General features: G+C 74.5%; 17 protein-coding genes and 1 riboswitch. Of the genes, 15 read left to right on the top strand and 2 right to left on the bottom strand.

What is annotated here, in order from left to right; genetic code table 11:
* The first annotated feature begins 21 nt into the window (after positions 1-21).
* From obgE to AC4BGE_RS01860, 6 genes are read left to right on the top strand one after another with little or no spacing between them, the layout of a single operon-like run.
* Positions 22-1,566 carry a GTPase ObgE gene (obgE, locus tag AC4BGE_RS01885; RefSeq protein WP_490569773.1) on the top strand — a complete coding sequence of 515 codons (1,545 nt, stop codon included), beginning with the start codon at positions 22-24 and terminating at the stop codon, positions 1,564-1,566.
* Complete coding sequence (proB, locus tag AC4BGE_RS01880) at positions 1,563-2,735, top strand: glutamate 5-kinase (RefSeq protein ID WP_490569774.1); 1,173 nt, start codon at positions 1,563-1,565, stop codon at positions 2,733-2,735. The genes obgE and proB overlap by 4 nt, the downstream gene beginning before the upstream one ends.
* Before the next feature lie 11 nt (positions 2,736-2,746).
* Entirely contained in the window at positions 2,747-3,724 is a 978-nt protein-coding gene (locus AC4BGE_RS01875; RefSeq protein WP_490574175.1) for an endonuclease/exonuclease/phosphatase family protein, read from the top strand.
* A 54-nt stretch (positions 3,725-3,778) separates the two neighbouring features.
* Positions 3,779-4,972 (top strand): cysteine desulfurase family protein, encoded by a 1,194-nt coding sequence (locus tag AC4BGE_RS01870; protein WP_490569776.1) that lies wholly within the window; start codon positions 3,779-3,781, stop codon positions 4,970-4,972.
* Positions 4,969-6,066: a tRNA 2-thiouridine(34) synthase MnmA gene (gene mnmA / locus AC4BGE_RS01865; RefSeq protein WP_490574174.1), complete on the top strand. Its 1,098-nt coding sequence runs from the start codon at positions 4,969-4,971 to the stop codon at positions 6,064-6,066. Before AC4BGE_RS01870 ends, mnmA begins: the two co-directional genes overlap by 4 nt.
* Entirely contained in the window at positions 6,063-7,076 is a 1,014-nt protein-coding gene (locus AC4BGE_RS01860; RefSeq protein WP_490574173.1) for a uroporphyrinogen decarboxylase/cobalamine-independent methonine synthase family protein, read from the top strand. Before mnmA ends, AC4BGE_RS01860 begins: the two co-directional genes overlap by 4 nt.
* 38 nt (positions 7,077-7,114) lie before the next feature.
* On the opposite strand, the gene AC4BGE_RS01855 is transcribed toward AC4BGE_RS01860, so the two are convergent.
* Positions 7,115-8,095, bottom strand: coding sequence for a M57 family metalloprotease (locus AC4BGE_RS01855; RefSeq protein WP_490574172.1), 981 nt, complete (start codon positions 8,093-8,095; stop codon positions 7,115-7,117).
* Positions 8,096-8,222: 127 nt separating this feature from the next.
* Here AC4BGE_RS01855 and ligA point away from each other — a divergent pair, with 127 nt between their 5' ends.
* The 9 genes from ligA (at position 8,223) to AC4BGE_RS01810 (ending at position 19,498) form a co-directional block, all read left to right on the top strand.
* Positions 8,223-10,400 (top strand): NAD-dependent DNA ligase LigA, encoded by a 2,178-nt coding sequence (ligA, locus tag AC4BGE_RS01850; protein ID WP_490574171.1) that lies wholly within the window; start codon positions 8,223-8,225, stop codon positions 10,398-10,400.
* A 28-nt stretch (positions 10,401-10,428) separates the two neighbouring features.
* Positions 10,429-10,728, top strand: a complete 300-nt coding sequence (gene gatC, locus AC4BGE_RS01845) for an Asp-tRNA(Asn)/Glu-tRNA(Gln) amidotransferase subunit GatC (RefSeq protein WP_490569781.1) — start codon at positions 10,429-10,431, stop codon at positions 10,726-10,728.
* Positions 10,729-10,769: 41 nt separating this feature from the next.
* Positions 10,770-12,284: an Asp-tRNA(Asn)/Glu-tRNA(Gln) amidotransferase subunit GatA gene (gatA, locus tag AC4BGE_RS01840; RefSeq protein WP_490570214.1), complete on the top strand. Its 1,515-nt coding sequence runs from the start codon at positions 10,770-10,772 to the stop codon at positions 12,282-12,284.
* Complete coding sequence (gene gatB / locus AC4BGE_RS01835; RefSeq protein WP_490574170.1) at positions 12,281-13,798, top strand: Asp-tRNA(Asn)/Glu-tRNA(Gln) amidotransferase subunit GatB; 1,518 nt, start codon at positions 12,281-12,283, stop codon at positions 13,796-13,798. The genes gatA and gatB overlap by 4 nt, the downstream gene beginning before the upstream one ends.
* A gap of 42 nt (positions 13,799-13,840) precedes the next feature.
* A riboswitch (cobalamin riboswitch) is annotated at positions 13,841-13,984 on the top strand.
* A gap of 73 nt (positions 13,985-14,057) precedes the next feature.
* On the top strand, positions 14,058-15,215 hold the full coding sequence (locus tag AC4BGE_RS01830; RefSeq protein ID WP_490574169.1) for a hypothetical protein: 1,158 nt from the start codon (positions 14,058-14,060) through the stop codon (positions 15,213-15,215).
* The gene (locus AC4BGE_RS01825; protein WP_490574168.1) at positions 15,212-15,871 is read left to right on the top strand and encodes a hypothetical protein; all 660 of its coding nucleotides are present in this window, start codon (positions 15,212-15,214) and stop codon (positions 15,869-15,871) included. Before AC4BGE_RS01830 ends, AC4BGE_RS01825 begins: the two co-directional genes overlap by 4 nt.
* A 17-nt stretch (positions 15,872-15,888) precedes the next feature.
* Positions 15,889-17,061 (top strand): energy-coupling factor transporter transmembrane component T, encoded by a 1,173-nt coding sequence (locus AC4BGE_RS01820; RefSeq protein WP_490569785.1) that lies wholly within the window; start codon positions 15,889-15,891, stop codon positions 17,059-17,061.
* Complete coding sequence (locus AC4BGE_RS01815; RefSeq protein WP_490574167.1) at positions 17,058-18,662, top strand: ABC transporter ATP-binding protein; 1,605 nt, start codon at positions 17,058-17,060, stop codon at positions 18,660-18,662. Before AC4BGE_RS01820 ends, AC4BGE_RS01815 begins: the two co-directional genes overlap by 4 nt.
* On the top strand, positions 18,659-19,498 hold the full coding sequence (locus AC4BGE_RS01810) for an ECF transporter S component (protein WP_490569787.1): 840 nt from the start codon (positions 18,659-18,661) through the stop codon (positions 19,496-19,498). Before AC4BGE_RS01815 ends, AC4BGE_RS01810 begins: the two co-directional genes overlap by 4 nt.
* On the opposite strand, the gene AC4BGE_RS01805 is transcribed toward AC4BGE_RS01810, so the two are convergent.
* Positions 19,482-20,687 carry a PQQ-dependent sugar dehydrogenase gene (locus tag AC4BGE_RS01805; RefSeq protein ID WP_490574166.1) on the bottom strand — a complete coding sequence of 402 codons (1,206 nt, stop codon included), beginning with the start codon at positions 20,685-20,687 and terminating at the stop codon, positions 19,482-19,484. The genes AC4BGE_RS01810 and AC4BGE_RS01805 overlap by 17 nt on opposite strands.
* Between the last annotated feature and the right edge of the window lie 57 nt (positions 20,688-20,744).

The following is a 20,744-nucleotide window of genomic DNA, read 5'->3' as shown; positions in this document are numbered from 1 at the left end:
CCCCATCGAGGAGAGCTCCACATGGCCGTACCCACCTTCGTCGACCGCGTGACGCTGCACGTCAGCGCAGGCCGCGGCGGAAACGGCGTGGCGTCCGTGCACCGCGAGAAGTTCAAGCCCCTCGGCGGGCCCGACGGCGGCAACGGGGGACCGGGCGGATCGGTCATCCTCCGCGTCGACCCGCAGGTCACCACGCTGATCGAGTACCACCACAGCCCCAAGCGGCGGGCCGAGAACGGCGGCCACGGGGCGGGGGACCACAAGAACGGCGGCCACGGCTCCGACCTGGTGCTGCCGGTGCCCGACGGCACGGTGGTCACCGACGCCCAGGGCAACGTGCTGGGCGACCTGATCGGCGCCGGCAGCGAGATGGTGGTCGCCACCGGCGGCCGCGGCGGTCTGGGCAACGCCTCGCTGGCCTCCTCCAAGCGCAAGGCCCCCGGCTTCGCCCTGCTCGGCGAGCCCGGCGATGAGCTCGAGATCCACCTCGAGCTCAAGGTGGTCGCCGACATCGGGCTGGTGGGCTACCCCAGCGCCGGCAAGTCCTCCCTGATCGCCGCGATCTCGAGGGCCCGGCCCAAGATCGCCGACTACCCCTTCACCACCCTGGTGCCCAACCTGGGCGTGGTGCGCGCCGGCGACACCACCTTCACGGTGGCCGACGTCCCCGGCCTGATCGAGGGCGCCGCCGAGGGACGCGGCCTGGGCCACGACTTCCTGCGCCACATCGAGCGCTGCGCGGCCCTCGTGCACGTCGTCGACACCGCCTCCATCGAGCCCGGGCGCAACCCGGTCGACGACCTGGAGGTGATGGAGTCCGAGCTGGCCCGCTACGGCGGGCTGGAGGACCGGCCCCGCCTGGTGGCGCTCAACAAGATCGACGTGCCCGACGGCGCCGACATCGCCGACATGGTCATCGACGACCTGCGGGAGCGCGGCATGCTGGTCTTCCCGATCTCCGCCGCCTCGGGGGCCGGGGTGCGGGAGCTGACCTTCGCGATGGCCGAGATCGTGTCCAGGAGCCGCACCGAGAAGCCGGCCGTGGAGCCGACCCGGATCGTCATCAGGCCGCCCGCGGTCGGGGGCGGCGGCGACTTCGAGATCACCCGCGACGGGGACGCGTGGCGGGTGCGGGGCACCAAGCCCGAGCGGTGGATCCGCCAGACCGACTTCAGCAACGACGAGGCCGTCGGCTTCCTCGCCGACCGGCTCAACCGGCTCGGAGTGGAGGAGGCCCTGGTCAAGCGTGGTGCCGAGGCCGGGGACACCGTGCTGATCGGGCACCCCGACAACTCCGTGGTCTTCGACTTCAAGCCCGACATCGAGGCCGGCGCCGAGATGCTGGGCCGCCGCGGCGAGGACCAGCGCTTCGACGAGCAGCGCCCGGCGCGCACCCGCCGCCGCGACATCGACGCGGCGATGGAGGAGCGGGGCGAGAACGAGACCCGAGCCGACGTGGCCAGGCGGCTGGACAAGCAGGACAAGCCCGAGCGCTTCGGCCCCAGCTCGTACGAGATCGGCTCGCCCGACGACCCCGACTGGGCAGAGGACGACCCCGACGCATGAGCGAGGGCGGCAGCCTGCGCCCGGCGGTCGTCGAGGCGAGCAGGATCGTGGTCAAGGTCGGGTCGTCGTCGCTCACCAGTGCGGGTGGCGGCATCGACCGGCAGCGGGTGGCAGACCTCGCAGACGTGCTGGCCGCCGTGCGTGGCCGTGGCGCCGAGGTGGTGCTGGTCTCCTCCGGGGCCATCGCGGCGGGGCTCTCACCCCTCGGCCTGCGCCGCCGGCCGCGCGGCCTGGCCGCCCAGCAGGCCGCCGCGTCGGTCGGGCAGGGCCTGCTCGCCCACCACTACCAGCAGGAGTTCGCCCGGCACGGGCTCGTCACCGGCCAGGTGCTGCTCACCGTCGACGACGTGACCCGCCGCGCGCACTACCGCAACGCCTACCAGACCTTCGCCAAGCTCCTCGAGCTCGGCGCCCTGCCGATCGTCAACGAGAACGACACCGTCGCCACCTCCGAGATCCGCTTCGGCGACAACGACCGGCTGGCCGCCCTGGTCGCCCACCTGGTGCACGCCGACCTGCTGGTGCTGCTCTCCGACGTGGACGGGCTCTACGACGGACCCCCCGACCTCGCCGGGACCCGCCTGCTCGCCGACGTGCGCGGGGCGGGCGACCTCGACGGCGTACGGATCGGCAGCGCAGGGGCCGCGGGCCTCGGCACCGGGGGCATGGTGACCAAGGTGGAGGCGGCCCGGATCGCCACGGGCGCCGGCATCCCGGTGGTGCTCACCTCCGCCGACAACGCCGTCCCCGCGCTGGCCGGCGAGGCCGTCGGCACGCTCTTCCACGCCCGGGGGCGGCGTCGCCCCACCCGGCTGCTGTGGCTGGCGCACGCCTCCGAGCCCCAGGGCAGGCTGATCCTCGACGAGGGGGCCGTACGGGCGGTCGTGGAGCGGCGCGCCTCGCTGCTGGCCGCCGGGATCACCGCGGTCGCGGGCCGCTTCGTGGCCGGGGACCCGGTCGACCTGACCGACGCCGAGGGACGCCCGGTCGCCCGAGGCCTCGTCAACTTCGACTCCGCCGAGATCCCGGGCCTGCTCGGGAAGTCCTCCCACGAGCTCAAGCGGGAGCTGGGCGCCGGGTACGAGCGCGAGGTGGTGCACCGCGACGACCTCGTCCTCCTGGAGCCGCGTCTGGGCGGATCGCCCCCCGCGACGGGCCCCAGGCAGTAGTTTCTGGGCCTGTGACCCTCCTGCTGCGGACCGGGGCCGGGGCCTGCCTGCTCGGGGGTGTGCTCCTGACCGGGCTGCGCCTGCTCCAGCCCGACCAGGGGCTCCTGGTCAGGCTGGTCTCGTTCGCCCCCTGGGCGGTGCTCGCCTACCTGCTGGTCCTGGCCGTGGTCGCGCTCGACCTCCGGCTCGGCGGCAGCCGCCGGCTGGCCCTGCTGGCCGGGGTGCCCGCCGTCGTGGGGCTGGTGCTCCACCTGGGCTGGCTGGCACCGCAGTTCGTGGGCGGCGAGCCCGAGCCGGGAGAGGACGCGCTGCGACTCAAGGTGATGACCTTCAACATGCTCAACGGGTCCGCGGACCCCGAGGACCTGGTGCGTCTGGCCGCCGAGGAGGACGTCGACCTGCTGGCGGTCCAGGAGGTCACCCCCTACGCGCTGCTGATGATGGAGGAGGCGGGGCTCAACGTGCAGCTGCCCTTCCACGCCGGGGAGGCGGACTACGGCGTGGAGGGCACGATGCTCTACTCCCGGCACCCGCTGGTGGGGGAGCGGGCGATCCCCACCCAGTGGACCTCCTTCGCGGTGCGGGTCGACGTGGCGGGGGAGCGGGTCCCGGTGGTGGTCACCCACCCCGAGTCGCCGATGGGGGACGCCGAGGGCTGGCGCAGCGACCACCGGGTGCTGCGCGAGGCGGTGGCCGGCCGTCCGCCCGGGCTCCTGCTCGGCGACCTGAACGCCACGCCGGACCACGGCGTCTTCCGCGACCTGCTCGACGCGGGCGGGCTGCGCGACGCCGCGGAGGTCGCCGGCTCCGGGTGGCAGGCCACCTGGCCCTCGGCGGGCGAGGTCGGCCTCGGCCCCCTCTCGGCGCCCGCGGTCGTCGCGATCGACCACGTGCTGGTCGGGCAGGGGTGGACCGCGACCCGCACGGCCACCCACCCGGTGCCCGGCTCAGACCACGCCGCGCTGGTCGCCGAGGTGGCCAGGGAGTAGGCCGAGCACCGCCGGGGTCCACCTGACCCGGGGCGCCGTAGGCTGAGCGGTGACATGAACACCGTTGCGTCGAACCCGTCGGTCTACCTCGACCACGCCGCCACCACGCCCATGCTCCCCGAGGCGCTCGCGGCGGTGGCGCGGCACCAGACGACCGTGGGCAACGCCAGCTCGCTGCACGCCGCCGGCCGTCGGGCCCGTCGGGTGGTGGAGGAGAGCCGGGAGACGATCGCCCAGGCGCTCGGCTGCCGGCCCGGCGAGGTGGTCTTCACCTCCGGCGGCACCGAGTCCGACAACCTGGCCCTCAAGGGGATCCTCTGGTCGCGCCGCGCCGCGGACCCGCGCCGCACCCGAGTGCTGGCCACCGCGGTGGAGCACCACGCCGTCCTCGACCCGCTGCACTGGTTGGCCTCGACCGGCGCCGCGGAGGTCGAGCTGGTGCCGGTGGACGCGGTCGGCCGCCTCGACGTGGAGGCGTTCCGGGCCAGCGTGGAGCGCGATCCCGGCTCGGTCGCCTTGGCCTCGGTAATGTGGGCCAACAACGAGGTGGGCACCCTCCAGCCGATCGAGGAGGTGGTGCGCATCGCCGGGGAGCACGGCATCCCGGTGCATACCGACGCCGTCCAGGCCGTGGGGGCGGTCCCCGTCGACTTCGCCGCGAGCGGCGTCGACGCCCTGACCTTCACCGGCCACAAGCTGGGCGGGCCCTACGGGGTCGGCGCCCTGGTCGTACGCCGTGAGGTCGAGGTCACGCCGCTGCTCCACGGGGGCGGCCAGGAGCGCGACATCCGCAGCGGCACCCTCGACCCGCCCGGCATAGCCGGCCTCGCGGCTGCCGTCGAGCTGGCCGTCAAGGCCCAGGCCGAGCACGCCGCCCGGGTCACCGCACTCCGCGACGACCTGGTGCGCCGGGTGATCGAGGTGGTGCCCGACGCGCACCTCCACGGCGACCCGCAGGCGCGGCTGCCGGGCAACGCCCACCTCGGGTTCCCCGGCTGCGAGGGCGACTCGCTGCTGATGCTGCTCGACGCCCAGGGCATCGAGTGCTCCACCGGGTCGGCGTGCTCCGCGGGGGTCCCGCAGCCCTCCCACGTGCTGCTCGCCATGGGGTGCGACCCCGCCCAGGCGCGTCACTCCCTGCGCTTCACGCTGGGCCGCACCAGCACGCCGTCCGACGTCGACGCCCTGGTGGCCGCGATCGGCCCCGCGGTCGAGCGGGCCCGGGCCGCCCACGGGGGGACCAGGTGAAGGTGCTCGCCGCGATGTCCGGCGGGGTGGACTCCGCCGTGGCCGCAGCCCGGGCGGTCGAGGCCGGCCACGACGTGACGGGGGTGCACCTCGCGCTCTCCCGCAACCCCGCCTCCTACCGCACCGGGGCCCGGGGCTGCTGCACCATCGAGGACAGCAACGACGCCCGGCGGGCCGCGGACGTGATCGGCATCCCGCACTACGTCTGGGACCTCTCGGACCGCTTCCACGACGACGTGGTGGAGGACTTCATGGCCGAGTACGCCGCGGGCCGCACCCCCAACCCGTGCCTGCGCTGCAACGAGAAGATCAAGTTCGCCGCCGTGCTCGACCGAGCGCTGGCCCTGGGCTTCGACGCGGTGGCCACCGGTCACTACGCGCAGCTGCGCACCGGGGCCGACGGGCTGGTCGAGATGCACCGGGCCGTGGACCACGCCAAGGACCAGTCCTACGTGCTGGGGGTCCTCACCCAGGAACAGCTGCGGCACGCGATGTTCCCGCTGGGCGACTCCACCAAGCCCGAGGTGCGGGCCGAGGCCGCCCGGCGTGGGCTGCTGGTCGCCCAGAAGCCGGACAGCCACGACATCTGCTTCGTCGCCGACGGGGACAACGCCGGCTGGCTGCGGGAGAAGCTCGGCGACCGGGCCCCCAACCACGGCGGCGAGATCCGCGACGAGCAGACCGGCGAGGTGCTCGGGCTCCACGAGGGCACCTACGGCTTCACCATCGGCCAGCGCAAGGGGCTGCGGCTGGGTCGTCCCGCGCCCGACGGGAAGCCCCGGTTCGTGCTCGACATCGAGCCGGTCAGCGGCACCGTCACCGTCGGCCCGCGCGAGCGGCTCGCGGTGGGGCGGCTGGAGGCCTTCCGGCCCCGCTGGTGCGGCACCGTGCCGGACCGGCTCAAGGGCACGGTGCAGCTGCGCGCCCACGGCCAGGAGCACCGGGCGGTCGTGGAGGCCGACGGCGACACCGTGCGCATCGAGCTGCTGGACCCGGCCGAGGGGATCGCCCCCGGCCAGGCCGCGGTGATCTACGACGGCTCCCGGGTCGTGGGGTCGGCCACCATCACCGCCACCGAGCGGGTGGCCGGGTGACGCGCGCGACCGGGATCGGGTCGATGCCCGGCCCGGGGGAGCAGACGCCGGCGCACGCCTACGCCGAGGCGGTGCGGGTCGTGTGGGGCGAGCTCGGCGAGGCGGCCGGCCTGCCGCACGTGCCGGAGCTGCCCGGCCGAGGGCCCGGCGCCACCACCACCGGCCGGGGCCTTGCGGTCGTCGCCGGCCTCGGGGCGGACCTGCAGCCCGCCGGCTGGCGGCTGACCGATGCCTCGGGCGTCGACCACCGGCGTGCCCGGTCGCTGCTGGCCCAGGACCTCGACGAGGTCGAGGAGCAGACCCAGGGCTGGACCGGCGCGGTCAAGACCCAGGTGGCCGGCCCGTGGACGCTGGCCGCCACCGTGGAGAAGCCGCGCGGCGACAAGGTGCTCTCCGACCACGGGGCCAGGCGCGACCTGGCCCAGGCACTGGCCGAGGGGGTCCGCGACCACGTGGCCGACCTGCGGCGCCGGCTGCCGGAGGCCGAGCGGCTCGTCGTCCAGGTCGACGAGCCGGCGCTCGCCGCGGTGCTGGCCGGCCGGGTGCCCACCGCCAGCGGCTTCGGCCGGCACCGCGTCGTCCACCCGCCCGAGGCCTCGGACGCGCTCGAGTGGGTGCTCACCGCGATCGCCGACTCCGGGGCCGAGCCCTGGGTGCACGCCTGTGCCGCCGGGACGCCACTGGGGCTGCTGCGCGGCGCCGGGGCGCGGGGTCTCGCGGTCGACCTGGCTCAGCTCGGTGCCGAGGACCACGACGATCTCGGCCAGGCCCTGGAGGGCGGTGAGAGCGTCGTCCTCGGGGTGCTGCCCACCCTCGACCCCACCGACCCGACCGACGACGCCCGGCTCACCGAGCGGGTGCTGCGCTGGCTCGACATGCTGGGCTTCGACCCCGAGGAGGTGGGCTCCCAGCTGGTCGTCAGCCCGGGCTGCGGTCTGGCCGGTGCCTCCGCGGACTGGGCCCGCCGGGCCCTGACCCTGTCCCGGACCACCGCGCACGCCCTGACCTGACCTGACCCGATCCGGGCCGGGCCGGGCCGGGCCGGGCCTCAGCCGACCTGGACCGTCACCGTGCTGGGAGTCAGCGCGTAGTTGTTGCCCCGGTCGAACTGCCACACCGAGAGGCAGTGCGGGCCCGGCTGGAGGCCGTAGACGGGGATCGCCTGGGCGGCCCCCACCGGCACCTCCCACAGGTCGACGGTGAGCCGGGTCGCGTCGGCCCCCGGGACGGCCGTGCAGGTGCCGGGGGTGGCGTGGACCTCCATGCCCGGGACGCCGTACCCCCAGGTCCCGAGCCAGCCGGGGAGCGCGGGCTCCGTTCCCCGCACCACGGTCAGCGTGCCGGCGCCGGCGCGGCCCGGGGTCCAGCTGACCGGGCCGGTCGCGGGGATCCGGTCGATGGCGTCGCACCACTCCTGCTCCGCCACCTTGGGCCGGCCGCCGTAGAGCTTGGCAGCACGCGTGAGGTCGACCCGCTCCAGCACCCGGCAGCGCCAGCGTCCGGGCCTGGCCTCCTCGACGTCCTCACCCAGGCACTCGCGCTGCGCGACGCCGTTGACGTGACTGCTGTTCATCACCGAGCACCGGCTGTCGTTGTGCTGCAGGCCGAGGACGTGGCCGAGCTCGTGTGCGAGCACCAGGGTCTGGCCGGGCTGTGCGCAGCCCTGCCCGTCGGCGTCGGTGCCGTGCAGGATGTTGACGAACGCCTTGCCACGCGGGACGAAGCCCATGGACGCCAGGCCGGATCCGCAGCCCGACGGGACGTTGCGGGAGTTGCGGATGACCAGGGACGCCTTCGAGGCCTTCTTGACCTTGACGAACCTGACCCGGACGCCGCTGCGGTTCCACGCCCGCACCGCCGCGCGCACCGCCTCGGGGTCCTTGGTCTTGTCCACGTAGGTGATCCGGCCACCGGGCCAGGGGCGGCTGGCGAGCGCTCCCGCGCTGGTCCCGAGCAGCAGCCCGAGGGCGAGGAGGACTGGCAGCAGCGACCTGCGCAGCAGCCTCGGGACGGCGTGGCGAGCGGACATGTGGACCCCCTGTCGGCGGCGAGGCAGCGCGTGCGCCCCGCAGGTGCGACAGCGTAGGGACGCGAGCGGACACCGTCTGCCCTCGTCCGGGTGCTGGCAGGTGGTTGTCGGTGGGGCAGGGCAAGATATGGCCATGAGCACGCCCGAGGTCACTCCCGCACCGCCCGAGGCGCGCGAACGCCACCAGGAGCTCTCGGAGCAGATCGAGGACGCGCGCTGGCGCTACTACGTGCTCGACTCCCCGACGCTCGACGACGCCGACTTCGACCGACGGCTGCGCGAGCTGGAGGCGCTGGAGGAGGAGCACCCCGAGCTCCGGACGCCGGACTCGCCGACCCAGAAGGTCGGTGGCGCGGTCTCCACCGAGTTCACCCCGGTCGACCACCTCCAGCCGATGGAGTCGCTCGACAACGCCTTCTCCTTCGAGGAGCTCCAGGGGTGGTACGCCCGGCTCGCCCGGGACGGGATCACCGACGCCGAGCTGCTCTGCGAGCTCAAGGTCGACGGCCTGGCGATCAACCTGCTCTACGAGCGCGGGCGCCTGGTGCGGGCGCTCACCCGCGGTGACGGCCGCACCGGCGAGGACGTGACCCCGAACGTGCGCACCATCGACTCGGTGCCGCACCGGCTCACCGGCACCGACGAGTTCCCGGTGCCCGAGCTGGTGGAGGTCCGGGGCGAGGTCTTCCTGCCGACCGAGGCGTTCGAGCGGCTCAACTCCGCGATGGCGGACGCCGGGAAGCCCCCCTTCGCCAACCCGCGCAACGCCGCCGCCGGGTCGCTGCGCCAGAAGGACCCGCGGGTGACCGCCACCCGGGCCCTGGGCATGGTCTGCCACGGGCTGGGCGCGCGCCAGGGCTTCGAGCCGGCCACCCAGTCCGGCTCCTACGCAGCGATGCGGGCCTGGGGCCTGCCCACCTCCGACCAGGTGCGGGTGGTGCCCACGCTGGGCGACGTCGAGGCCTACGTCACGAAGGTGGGCCAGGAGCGGCACACCATCGTCGGCTACGAGATCGACGGGGTGGTGGTCAAGGTCGACTCGGTCGCCCTCCAGCGCCGCCTCGGCTCGACCAGCCGGGCCCCGCGCTGGGCCATCGCCTTCAAGTACCCGCCGGAGGAGGTCAACGCCCGGCTCCTCGCGATCGAGGTCAACGTCGGCCGCACCGGGCGGGTGACGCCCTTCGGGGTGATGGAGCCGACCCGGGTGGCCGGCTCCACCGTGGAGCGGGCGACCCTGCACAACGCCCACGAGGTCCGCCGCAAGGACGTCCGCCCCGGTGACACGGTGATCCTGCGCAAGGCGGGCGACGTGATCCCGGAGATCCTCGGGCCGGTGCTGCCGCTGCGGCCCGAAGGGCTGGCCGAGTGGGTGATGCCGACCCACTGTCCCTCCTGCGGCACCGAGCTCGCCCAGCAGAAGGAGGGCGACAAGGACCTGCGCTGCCCCAACCACGAGGCGTGCCCCTCCCAGGTGCGCGAGCGGGTCTTCCACGTCGCCGGCCGCGGCGCCTTCGACATCGAGGGTCTCGGCTACGAGGCGGCCGACGCGCTGCTCGCCGCCGGGGTGATCGCCAACGAGGGCGACGTCTTCGACCTCGACGAGTCGGGCCTGCTGCGCACCGAGCTCTTCACCCGGGCCGCCAAGAAGGCTGAGGTCGAGGCGGGCAGCGGCCCCCGGGTGCTCAGCGCCAACGGCCGCCGGCTGCTCGACAACCTCGACCAGGCCAAGCAGGTGCCTCTGTGGCGGGTCCTGGTGGCGCTCTCCATCCGCCACGTGGGCCCGACGGCGGCCCGTGCCCTGGCCACCCGGTTCGGGTCGATGGAGGCGATCCGCGAGGCCGACGAGCAGCAGCTCGCGGACGCCGAGGGGGTGGGCCCCACCATCGCCGCCTCGGTGCGCGAGTGGTTCGACGGCGAGCAGTCCGGGTGGCACCGCGCCATCGTGGACACCTGGGCCCGGGCCGGCGTCACCATGGAGGACGCGCGGGACGAGTCGGTGCCGCGGACCCTGGAGGGGCTCACCGTCGTGGTCACCGGCTCGCTGGAGGGCTGGACGCGCGACTCGGTCAAGGAGGCGATCATCGCCCGGGGCGGCAAGGCGTCGGGCTCGGTGTCGAAGAAGACCGACTTCGTGGTGGTCGGGGAGAACGCCGGCTCCAAGGCCGACAAGGCCGAGCAGCTCGGCCTGACCATCCTCGACGAGGCGGGCTTCGACCGGCTGCTCGCCGAGGGGCCGCCGGCCACGCCCACCGCGAGCACGCCCCCCACGGAGGGAGACGAGGGAGAGCCTAGGATGGGCGGCTGATCCCCCGCACGTCTGGCAAAGGATGCTGATGCCCGAAATCACCCGCGACGAGGTCGCGCACCTGGCCGACCTGGCCCGGATCGACCTCTCCGACGCCGAGCTCGACCACCTGGCGCCCCAGCTGAGCGTCATCTTGGAGTCGGTGGCCTCGATCAGCGAGGTGGCCGACGCCGATGTGCCGCCGACCTCGCACGCGCTCCCGCTGACCAACGTCTTCCGCGAGGACGTCGTCGTCCCCGGCCTCACCGCCGAGCAGGCGCTCGCGGGAGCCCCGGAGTCGGAGCAGCAGCGCTTCTCCGTGCCGAGGATCCTGGGGGACGAGCAGTGAGCGCCGACAGCATCGACTGGACCCGGCGCACGGCGGCCGAGATGGCCGACGCGCTGGCCGCCGGCGAGGTGACCAGCGTCGAGCTGACCCAGGCCCACCTCGACCGGATCGCCGAGGTCGACGGCCCCGCCGACGGCAGCGACAAGCAGGGCGTGCACGCGTTCCTCCACGTCGACGCGGAGGGCGCCCTGACCCAGGCGCGCGCCTCCGACGAGCGTCGCGCGGCCGGGGAGCCGCGCGGCGTCCTGGACGGCGTCCCGATCGCCGTCAAGGACGTGCTGACCACCGTCGGCCTGCCCACCACCTGCGGATCGAAGATCCTCGAGGGCTGGGTGCCGCCCTACGACGCCACCGTGGTGCGCAAGTTGCGCGAGGCCGGCCTGCCGATCCTCGGCAAGACCAACATGGACGAGTTCGCCATGGGCTCCTCCACCGAGCACTCCGCCTACGGCCCCACCCGCAACCCGTGGGACCTCGACCGGATCCCGGGCGGCTCCGGTGGCGGCTCCGCCGCCGCGGTGGCCGCCTTCGAGGCGCCGCTGGCGCTGGGCACCGACACCGGCGGCTCCATCCGGCAGCCGGGTGCGGTCACCGGGACGGTCGGCGTCAAGCCGACCTACGGCGGGGTCTCCCGCTACGGCCTGGTGGCACTCGCCAACTCGCTCGACCAGGTCGGTCCCGTCACCCGGACGGTGCTCGACTCGGCGCTGCTGCACGAGGTGATCGCCGGCCACGACCCGCTGGACAGCACCTCGATCCCCGAGTCGATGCCGTCGTTCGTCGAGGCGGCCCGGGCCGGGGCCGGCAAGGACCTGACCGGGCTCAAGGTCGGCGTCATCACCGAGCTGCGCGGCGAGGGCTGGCAGCCCGGCGTGATGGCGCGCTTCGAGGAGACCGTCGAGACGATGGTCGCGGCCGGCGCCGAGGTGGTGGAGGTCTCCTGCCCGCACTTCGTGCACGCGCTGGCCGCCTACTACCTGATCCTGCCTGCCGAGGCGTCGAGCAACCTCGCGAAGTTCGACGCGATGCGCTACGGGCTGCGGGTGCTGCCCGAGGGCGTCGAGGCGCCCAGTGCCGAGGAGGTCATGCGGGCCACCCGGGACGCCGGCTTCGGCGACGAGGTCAAGCGCCGGATCATCCTGGGCACCTACGCGCTGTCCAGCGGCTACTACGACGCCTACTACGGGCAGGCACAGAAGGTGCGGACCCTGATCAGCCGCGACTTCGAGGCGGCGTTCGAGAAGGTCGACGTGCTGGTCAGCCCGACGGCGCCCACCACGGCGTTCAAGCTCGGCGAGAAGCTCGACGACCCGCTCGCGATGTACCTCAACGACCTCGCCACCATCCCGGCCAACCTGGCCGGCACGCCCGGCATCTCGGTGCCGTGCGGCCTGGCCGACGAGGACGGCCTCCCGGTCGGACTGCAGGTGCTGGCACCGGCCCTCGCCGACGACCGGCTCTACCGGGTCGGCGCCGCGGTCGAGGCCCTGCTGCAGGAGAAGTGGGGTGGTGCGGTCCTCGACCGCGCGCCCGAGCTGAAGGGAGCCCGTCAGTGAGCACCAGGACCGCCGAGCTGCTCTCCTTCGAGGAGACGCTGGAGAAGTACGACCCCGCGCTGGGCCTCGAGGTCCACGTCGAGCTCAGCACGCTGACCAAGATGTTCTGCGGCTGCCCCACCGAGTTCGGTGCCGAGCCCAACACCCAGGTCTGCCCGACCTGTCTGGGCCTGCCCGGTGCCATGCCGGTCGTCAACCGGAAGGCGGTCGAGGGGGCCATCCGGATCGGCCTGGCGCTGAACTGCCAGATCGCCGAGTGGTGCCGCTTCGCCCGGAAGAACTACTTCTACCCGGACATGCCGAAGAACTTCCAGACCTCGCAGTACGACGAGCCGATCGCCTTCGACGGCTGGATGGACGTCCAGGTCGAGGGTGCGGACGGCGAGCCGGAGACGTTCCGGGTCGAGATCGAGCGCGCCCACATGGAGGAGGACACCGGCAAGACCCTCCACGTCGGTGGTGCCACCGGCCGGATCCACGGCGCGGACTACTCGCTCGTCGACTACAACCGGGCGGGCATCCCGCTGATCGAGATCGTCACCCGGCCCATCCAGGGCGCGGGGGAGCGGGCTCCGGAGATCGCCAAGGCATACGTCGCCCAGCTGCGCGAGCTGATCGTCGCCCTCGACGTCTCGGACGCACGGATGGACCAGGGCTCGATCCGGGCCGACGTCAACCTCTCGCTGGCTCCCAAGGGCTCCGGGGTGCTCGGCACCCGCACCGAGACCAAGAACGTGAACTCGCTGCGTTCGGTCGAGCGTGCGGTCCGCTACGAGATGCGGCGGCACGCCGCCGTGCTGCAGTCGGGGGCCTCGATCCTGCAGGAGACGCGCCACTGGCACGAGGACACCGGCATCACCACCAGCGGCCGGGAGAAGTCCGACGCCGAGGACTACCGCTACTTCCCCGAGCCCGACCTGGTGCCGGTGGCCCCGTCGCGGGAGTGGGTGGAGGAGCTGCGCGGGACGCTCCCGGAGAACCCGACCCAGAAGCGGGCCCGGCTGCAGGCCGACTGGGGCTTCTCCGACCTGGAGATGCGCGACACCGTCGGCGCCGGCGCGCTGCTGCTGATCGAGGAGACCGTCGCCGCCGGCACCGCCCCGCAGGCGGCGCGCAAGTGGTGGCTCGGTGAGATGGCCCGGCGGGCCAACGAGACCGGCACCGAGATCGACGCCCTGGGGGTCACCCCGCAGCAGGTCGCGGCGGTGCAGGCGCTCGTGGACGCCGGCACGCTCAACGACAAGCTGGCGCGCCAGGTCTTCGACGGCCTGCTGGCCGGCGAGGGGACGCCGGAGCAGATCGTGGAGGCCCGCGGCCTCGCGATCGTCTCCGACGAGGGCGCCCTGTCGACCGCCGTCGACAACGCCATCGCGGCCAACCCGGACGTGGCCGACAAGATCCGCGACGGCAAGGTGGCCGCCGCCGGTGCGCTCATCGGTGCGGTGATGAAGGAGATGCGCGGGCAGGCCGACGCCGGCCGGGTGCGCGAGCTGATCCTGGAGAAGCTGGCCTGATCGGCTGTCCCGGACCCCTTCGGCGGGGACCGGGAGACCGGGTTACAGTGGGTGCGTCGCGGCGACCGTCGCGACGCACCCACGCTCACAGCTGGGGGAAGCCGGTCCAAGTCCGGCGCTGACCCGCAACCGTAGGCACGGTCCGACCGTGCGAGCCGGAACACCCACTGTGCTGCGTCCGAACATTCGCTGTCGAGGAACGCAGCGGTTCGATCCCCGCAGGGGACCGTCCCGCTCAGCAGCGGGAAGGACCACCCTCATGCTCCGTCACCACCCCCGACGTCGCCGTATCTCCGCGGCCGGCGCCACGCTCGCCCTGGTCTGTGCGGCCGCCACCGCCTGTGCGCAGGAGGAGGGCAGCCGCGCCGACACCGGTGCCGAGGCCAGCGTCTCCGACGCCCCGCGGCCGGCCGAGCTGGCCGCCACCTGGCTGCTGGCCAACCGGAACGCCGACGGACTGCTGGAGAACACCACCTCGTGGGAGGGCAAGACCTCCACGTCGGTGGACGTGGGCTCCAGCATCGATCTCGTGCTCGGGCTCTCGGCCACCGGGCTGCACGACGAGGAGGCCGCGGAGACCACGGACGCGGTCGCCGAGACCCTGGAGACCTACGTCGGCGCCGGCCGCGAGCTCTACTCGGGCCCCTCCGCGAAGGCGCTGCTCCTCGCGGTCGACCAGGATCGCGACCCGGCCGACTTCGGCGGGGTCGACCTCCAGGCCCGGGTCGAGGGCGCGGTGACCCCCCAGGGCGTCAACGCCGGCCGGCTCCGCGACCGCTCCGAGTACGGCGACTACGCCAACGCGATCGGCCAGTCCTACGCCGCGGCCGCCCTGACCCGGATCGGCAGCGAGAAGGCCGACGAGGTCACCGACTTCCTGCTCCTGCAGCAGTGCGAGCAGGGCTTCTTCCGCCTCGACTTCTCCGACCCCGGAGCCCGCGACCAGTCGTGCGCGGGTGACCAGGTGACCCCCGACCAGGCCCCGGACACCACTGCCCTCGTCGTGCTCCAGCTGGCGTCCCTCTCCGAGGAGGGGGAGCCCGAGCCCGCGGTGACGGAGGCGCTCGATCAGGCGACGACGTGGCTGCTCGAGCAGCAGGGTGAGGACGGCTCCTTCGCCGACCCGCAGAACGGCGTCAACGCCAACTCCTCGGGCCTGGCCGGGTGGGCGCTGGCCGAGCTCGGCGAGGACGACGCTGCGCGGCGGGCGGCCGCCTGGCTGCGGGGGCTGCAGGTGGTCGACGCCGACGGGGAGCTGGCGGATGAGACCGGCGCGGTGGCCTTCGACGAGTCGAGCCTCGCCGAGGCCCGGACCTACGGTCTCGACGACCCGCTCGACCGCTCGCCCTGGGTGATCGCCGGGGTGCAGGCCCTTCCGGTGCTGGCCGCGGCGGAGGGTGACGGGGAGGACCGGTGACCGTGCGGTCCCTGGGGGCCGCCGCGCTGGCGGCCGTCGGCGTCGCGCTCGCGGGCGCGGGGCTGGGGCTCTCAGCCGCCGGTCCGGCGGTCGCGGTGCCCGCTCCGTGTCCGCCCGAGGGCGTGACCGTCGTGGTCGACTTCGGCGCGCTGGTCGAAGCCGGGAACGGTGTCCGCACCGGGTGCGACCGCGCAGTCGCCGACGAGCGGGCTGCCACCAGCATCCAGGACGCGGGCTTCACCCTCGACCACGCCACCCGGGATCCCGGCTTCATCTGCCGGGTCGACGGGCTCCCGGCGTCCGACCCCTGTGTCAACGCGGCGCCGGCCGACGCCTACTGGAGCGTGTGGTGGGCCGACGGACAGGCCGACGGACAGGCCGACGGACAGGGGGGTGACTGGGTCTACTCGAGCCGTGGCGCGGGCACCCTGCGCACCCCGGCGGGCGGTCACCTCGCCCTGGTCTGGCACCAGGGCGACGGGGAGGCCCGGCCACCGGCGGTCGCGCCGGAGGCGACGGAGCCCTCGGTCGGTGGCGACGTGCTGCCCGCGGAGCCCGCCACCGACGAGTCGTTGCCGCTCTGGGTGCCGGCCGGTCTCCTGGCGGTCCTGGTCGGCGCGGGGCTGCTGCTCTCGCTGAGGCGCAGGAACGGGTGAGCCGGATGAGCGCGGTGGTGGATCGGACGAGCAGGCGGGGGCGGGTCTCCCGTGAGCTCCATCCGGTGGCCTGGTGGGTGTGGGCCGCCGGCCTGGCCGCAGCAGCCTCGGCCACCACCAACCCTTGGCTGCTGGCCCTGCTCGCCGCGGTCGCCTGGGTGGTGGTGCAGGCCTGCCGGGGGGACGGCACCTGGGCCCGTGCCTTCCGGCTCTACCTGTGGCTGGCCGGCATCACCGTCGCGGTGCGGGTCCTCTTCCGGGTGCTGCTCGGCGGCGTCGAGGGCGGCACCGTCCTGGTCCGCCTGCCGCAGGTGGAGCTGCCGGAGTGGACCACCGGGATCCGGCTGCTCGGACCGGTGACCCGGGAGGCCGTCCTGGCAGGCCTCTACGACGGGATGCAGCTGGCGTGCATCCTGCTCGCGTTCGGCGCCGCCAACGCGCTCGCCAACCCCAAGCGGCTGCTGAAGTCCCTGCCCCCGGCCCTCTACGAGATCGGCACGGCACTCGTGGTGGCGGTCTCCGTCCTGCCTCAGCTGGCGGACAGTGCGCGCCGGGTGAAGCACGCCCAGGAGCTGCGGGGCGGCACGCCGCGGGGTCGAGCGCGTCGGATCCGCGGGCTGCGCCGCCTCCTGGTCCCGGTCCTCGAGGACGCCTTCGAGCGCTCGATGGCGCTGGCCGCCGGGATGGACGCCCGTGGCTACGGCCGCACCGGGGAGGCCACCGCGGGCGAGCGCCGGCTCACCGGGGCGCTGATGCTCCTCGCGCTGCTGGGCACTGGCGTGGGGGTCTACGGCTTCCTGGACACCACGACACCGCGCTGGCTCGGCGTGCCGATGCTGGCGCTCGGTGCGGGCTGCGCCGCGCTGGCGCTGGCCAGCGCCGGGCGCCGGGTGGGCCGGACCCGCTACCGCCCCGACAGGTGGCAGCCCGAGGAGGTCCTGGTCGCCGTCAGCGGGCTCACCGCCGGCGCGGGGCTCTGGTGGGTCGCGCGCGTCTCACCCGGGATCGCCCACCCCGGTGTCGCCGGTGCGCCGGCCCTCGACCTGGCCGCCCTGCTGGTCCCCCTGGCGGCGCTGCTGCCGGTGCTGGTCGCGCCCCCGGCGCCCACCGTCGCCACCCGCCGGGCGCTCCCCGCCAGGGAGAGCGCCACGCGTGTCCCGGCGTTCTCCGGACAGGAGGCAGCCCGATGATCGAGCTGCGCGACATCCGGTTCGCCTACCCCGGCCGCGAGGTGCTGGCCGGCATCGACCTCACCGTCGAGGAGGGCGAGCTGGTGCTGCTGGCCGGGTCGACCGGTGTCGGGAAGTCCACGCTGCTGGGCGTGCTCGCCGGGCTGGTGCCGGAGCACACCGGAGGGATCCTGCGCGGCGACGTGCTCCTCGACGGCACCAGCATCGTCGAGCAGCCGGCCCGGGAGCGGGCGGCGGACATCGGCTACGTCGGGCAGAACCCGGCGGCCTGGTTCGTCACCGACACCGTCGAGGAGGAGCTGGCCTACGGGATGGAGCAGCTCGGGCTGCCGACGGCCACGATGCGCCGTCGGGTCGAGGAGACCCTCGACCTGCTCGGCATCGCCGAGCTGCGCCACCGCGACCTGCGGACCCTCTCGGGCGGGGAGCAGCAGCGGGTGGCCATCGGCTCGGTGCTGACCATGCATCCGCGCCTGCTGGTCCTGGACGAGCCGACCTCGGCGCTGGACCCCAACGCGGCCGAGGAGGTCCTGGCGATCGTGACGCGCCTGGTGCACGACCTCGGGCTCTCCGTCGTGGTCGCCGAGCACCGGCTCGAGCGCGTGGTGCCGTTCGCCGACCGGGTGGTGCTCCTGCACGGCGACGGCACCGTCCTCGTCGACGTCCCCGACGTGGTGATGGCACACTCGCCGGTCGCCCCGCCCCTGGTCGAGCTCGGCCGCGCGGCCGGCTGGTCGCCGCTGCCCCTCAACGTGCGGGACGCCCGCCGCCGGGCGGGCGGCCTGCGAGCCAGGGTCGCCGGGCACCCGCCGGCCGAGGCGAGCAGCGCGCCGGAGACGGCGCCGGTGCTGAGCGCCCGCGGTGTCGTGGTCACCCAGGGCGGCGACGCCGTGCTCCGCGGCGTCGACCTGCGGCTGGCTCGCGGGCGCGTGACCGCGCTGATGGGACGCAACGGAGCCGGCAAGTCCACCCTGCTGTGGACGCTCCAGGGACGGCTGCGGCGGAGCTCGGGAGAGGTCCGGGTGGCCGGTCAGGACCCCCACACGCTGTCGGGCGCCGAGCGTCGCCGCCACACCGGGATGGTGCCGCAGACCGCGGCCGACCTGCTCTACCTCGAGTCGGTGGGCGAGGAGTGCGCCGACGCGGACGCCGACGCGGGGGAGCCCGGCCGCTGCCGCGCCATCCTGGACCGGCTCGCGCCGGGGATCGACGACGCGACCCATCCCCGTGACCTCTCCGAGGGACAGCGACTCGCCCTGGCGGTCGCGGTGGTGCTCGCGGCGCGGCCTCCGGTGCTCCTCCTCGACGAGCCGACCCGGGGGCTCGACTACCCGGGCAAGCGCGCGCTGGCCTCGCTGCTGCGCGAGCTGTGCGACGAGGGCCACGCCGTCCTGGTGGCCACCCACGACGTGGAGTTCGTGGCGGGGGTGGCCGACTCCGTCGTGGTGCTGGCCGAGGGGGAGGTGGTCTCCGAGGGCCCGACCCTGCAGGTGGTGGTCGAGTCGCCGTCGTTCGCGCCCCAGGTGCACAAGATCCTGGGCTCCCCGTGGCTGCGCGTCGACCAGGTGACCGCGGCGCTGGCCGCGGCAGGGGCGTCATGACGACCCGGGGAGCCGGGAACCTCGCCGAGGCCCCCACGACCGCGGTACGCGTCGGACCCCGCAGTGCGATGGTGCTGGTGCTGGTCTCGGCGCTCGGGCTGATGATGCTCGGCTGGCCCTTCCTGCTCGACGTGCCGGACGGCACGCGGGTGGACCCGCCCTTCCTCTTCCTGGCACTCCTGCCGCTGCTGCTGGTCATGGTGCTCGCCGAGATGACGGAGGGCGGCATGGACGCCCGGGTGCTCGCGGTGCTGGGCCTGCTGTCGGCGATCAACGGGGTGATCCGCGGGCTGGGTGCCGGGGTGGCCGGGCTGGAGCTGGTCTTCTTCCTGCTGATCCTGGGCGGCCGGGTCTTCGGGCCCGCCTTCGGGTTCATCCTCGGCGCGACCTCGCTCTTCGTCTCCGCCCTCTTCACCGCCGGCGTCGGCCCCTGGCTGCCCTTCCAGATGCTCGTCGCGGGGTGGGTCGGGATGGGCGCCGGGCTGCTGCCGCGTCGGGTGCGCGGGCGGAAGGAGATCGCGCTCCTGGTCGTCTACGGGGTCCTGGCCGCCTACCTCTACGGCGCGTTGATGAACCTGTGGGGCTGGCCCTTCATGCTCGGCGTCACGGTGCCGGGCTACGAGGCGACCGAGCTCTCCTACGCGACCGGCGCGCCGCTGACGGAGAACCTGAAGCGGTTCGGCCTCTACACCCTGGTGACGTCGACCGGCGGCTGGGACACCGGGCGGGCGATCACCAACGCGGTGGCCCTGGTGGTCCTCGGCCCGTCCGTCCTGACGACCCTGCGGCGGGTCGCCCGGCGCGCGGTGGTGGTGCGGGTCAGCGCGACAGCGTGACCCGCAGGATGCGGTCGTCGTCGGCCGCCGGCTCACCGCGGCCGTCGCGGTTCGAGGTGGTCATCCAGAGGCTGCCGTCCGGGTCGGCGGCCACCGACCGCACCCGGCCGTACTCCCCGACGAAGTGCGCGCGCGGCTTCGCGACGCCGTCCGGGGTGACGGGGATCTGCCAGAGCCGGGCACCCCTCAGGGCCCCGAGCCACAGCGAGCCGTCGGCGAAGGCGAGGCCGGAGGGGGAGGCCTCGTCGGTCGACCACACCGCACGCGGGTCGGTCAGGCCCTTCGCGGAGGCGCCGGGATTGTCCTGCGCGCGGCCCTCGACCCGCGGCCACCCGTAGTTGCCGCCGGCCTCGATGAGGTTCAGCTCGTCCCAGGTGCTCTCCCCGAACTCGCTGGCCCACAGGCGGTCCTCGTCGTCGAAGGCGAGCCCCTGGACGTTGCGGTGGCCCCACGACCAGACCGGCGACTCCGGGTCGGGGTTGCCCGGCGCCGGGTCCCCCTCGGGGGTGATCCGCAGGATCTTGCCGGCCAGCGAGGACCGGTCCTGGGCGAGCTCGGGCTGCCCGATCTCGCCGGTGGAGACGTAGAGGTAGCCGTCGGGTCCGAAGAGCAGCCGCCCGCCGTCGTGGATCGCGGCCCGGGGGATGCCGGTGAGCACGGGGCGTGCGGCGCCGAGCCGCTCGCCGTCCAGCTCGGCGCGCACGACCCGGTTGTCCTCGGCGGCGGTGAGGTAGAAGTAGAGGGCCCGGTCCTGCGCGAAGTCGGGGGAGGCGGCGACGCCCAGCAGGCCGCCCTCGGCGCCGGGCGCGGCGTCCTGCAGCCGGCCCAGCTCGCGGGTGCGCCACCCGTCGTCGCCCTCGGTCAGGTGGAGCACCCGGGCGCTGTCGCGCTCGGTGACGACGGCCGAGCCGTCGGGCAGGAAGGCCAGCCCCCAGGGCACCTCCAGCCCGGTGGCGATGGTGCCGGCGACCTCGGGTCGCGCCGGTCCCGCGGTGTCCCCGCCCGACGGCGACGGGGCGGGCTCGGTGGTCGCGGGGGAGGACGGCTCCGTCGACCTGGTGGGCGAGGGGCTCGACGACCGCTCGGACGACGGGTCGGACCCGTCGCTGCCGCACCCGGCCGTGGCGGCCAGGACCAGCAGGGCGACGAGGCCGGCCGCCCGCCCGGTGACCGGGGTGCTGCGCTGCATGCGTCCTCCAGGGCCTGGGGAAAGGACGCCAGCCTACTGACCGGTGGTCGACGACGC

This window comes from Nocardioides sp. Z50_6 (assembly GCF_058215755.1).
This window is presented reverse-complemented; position numbering and strand designations above follow the sequence as displayed.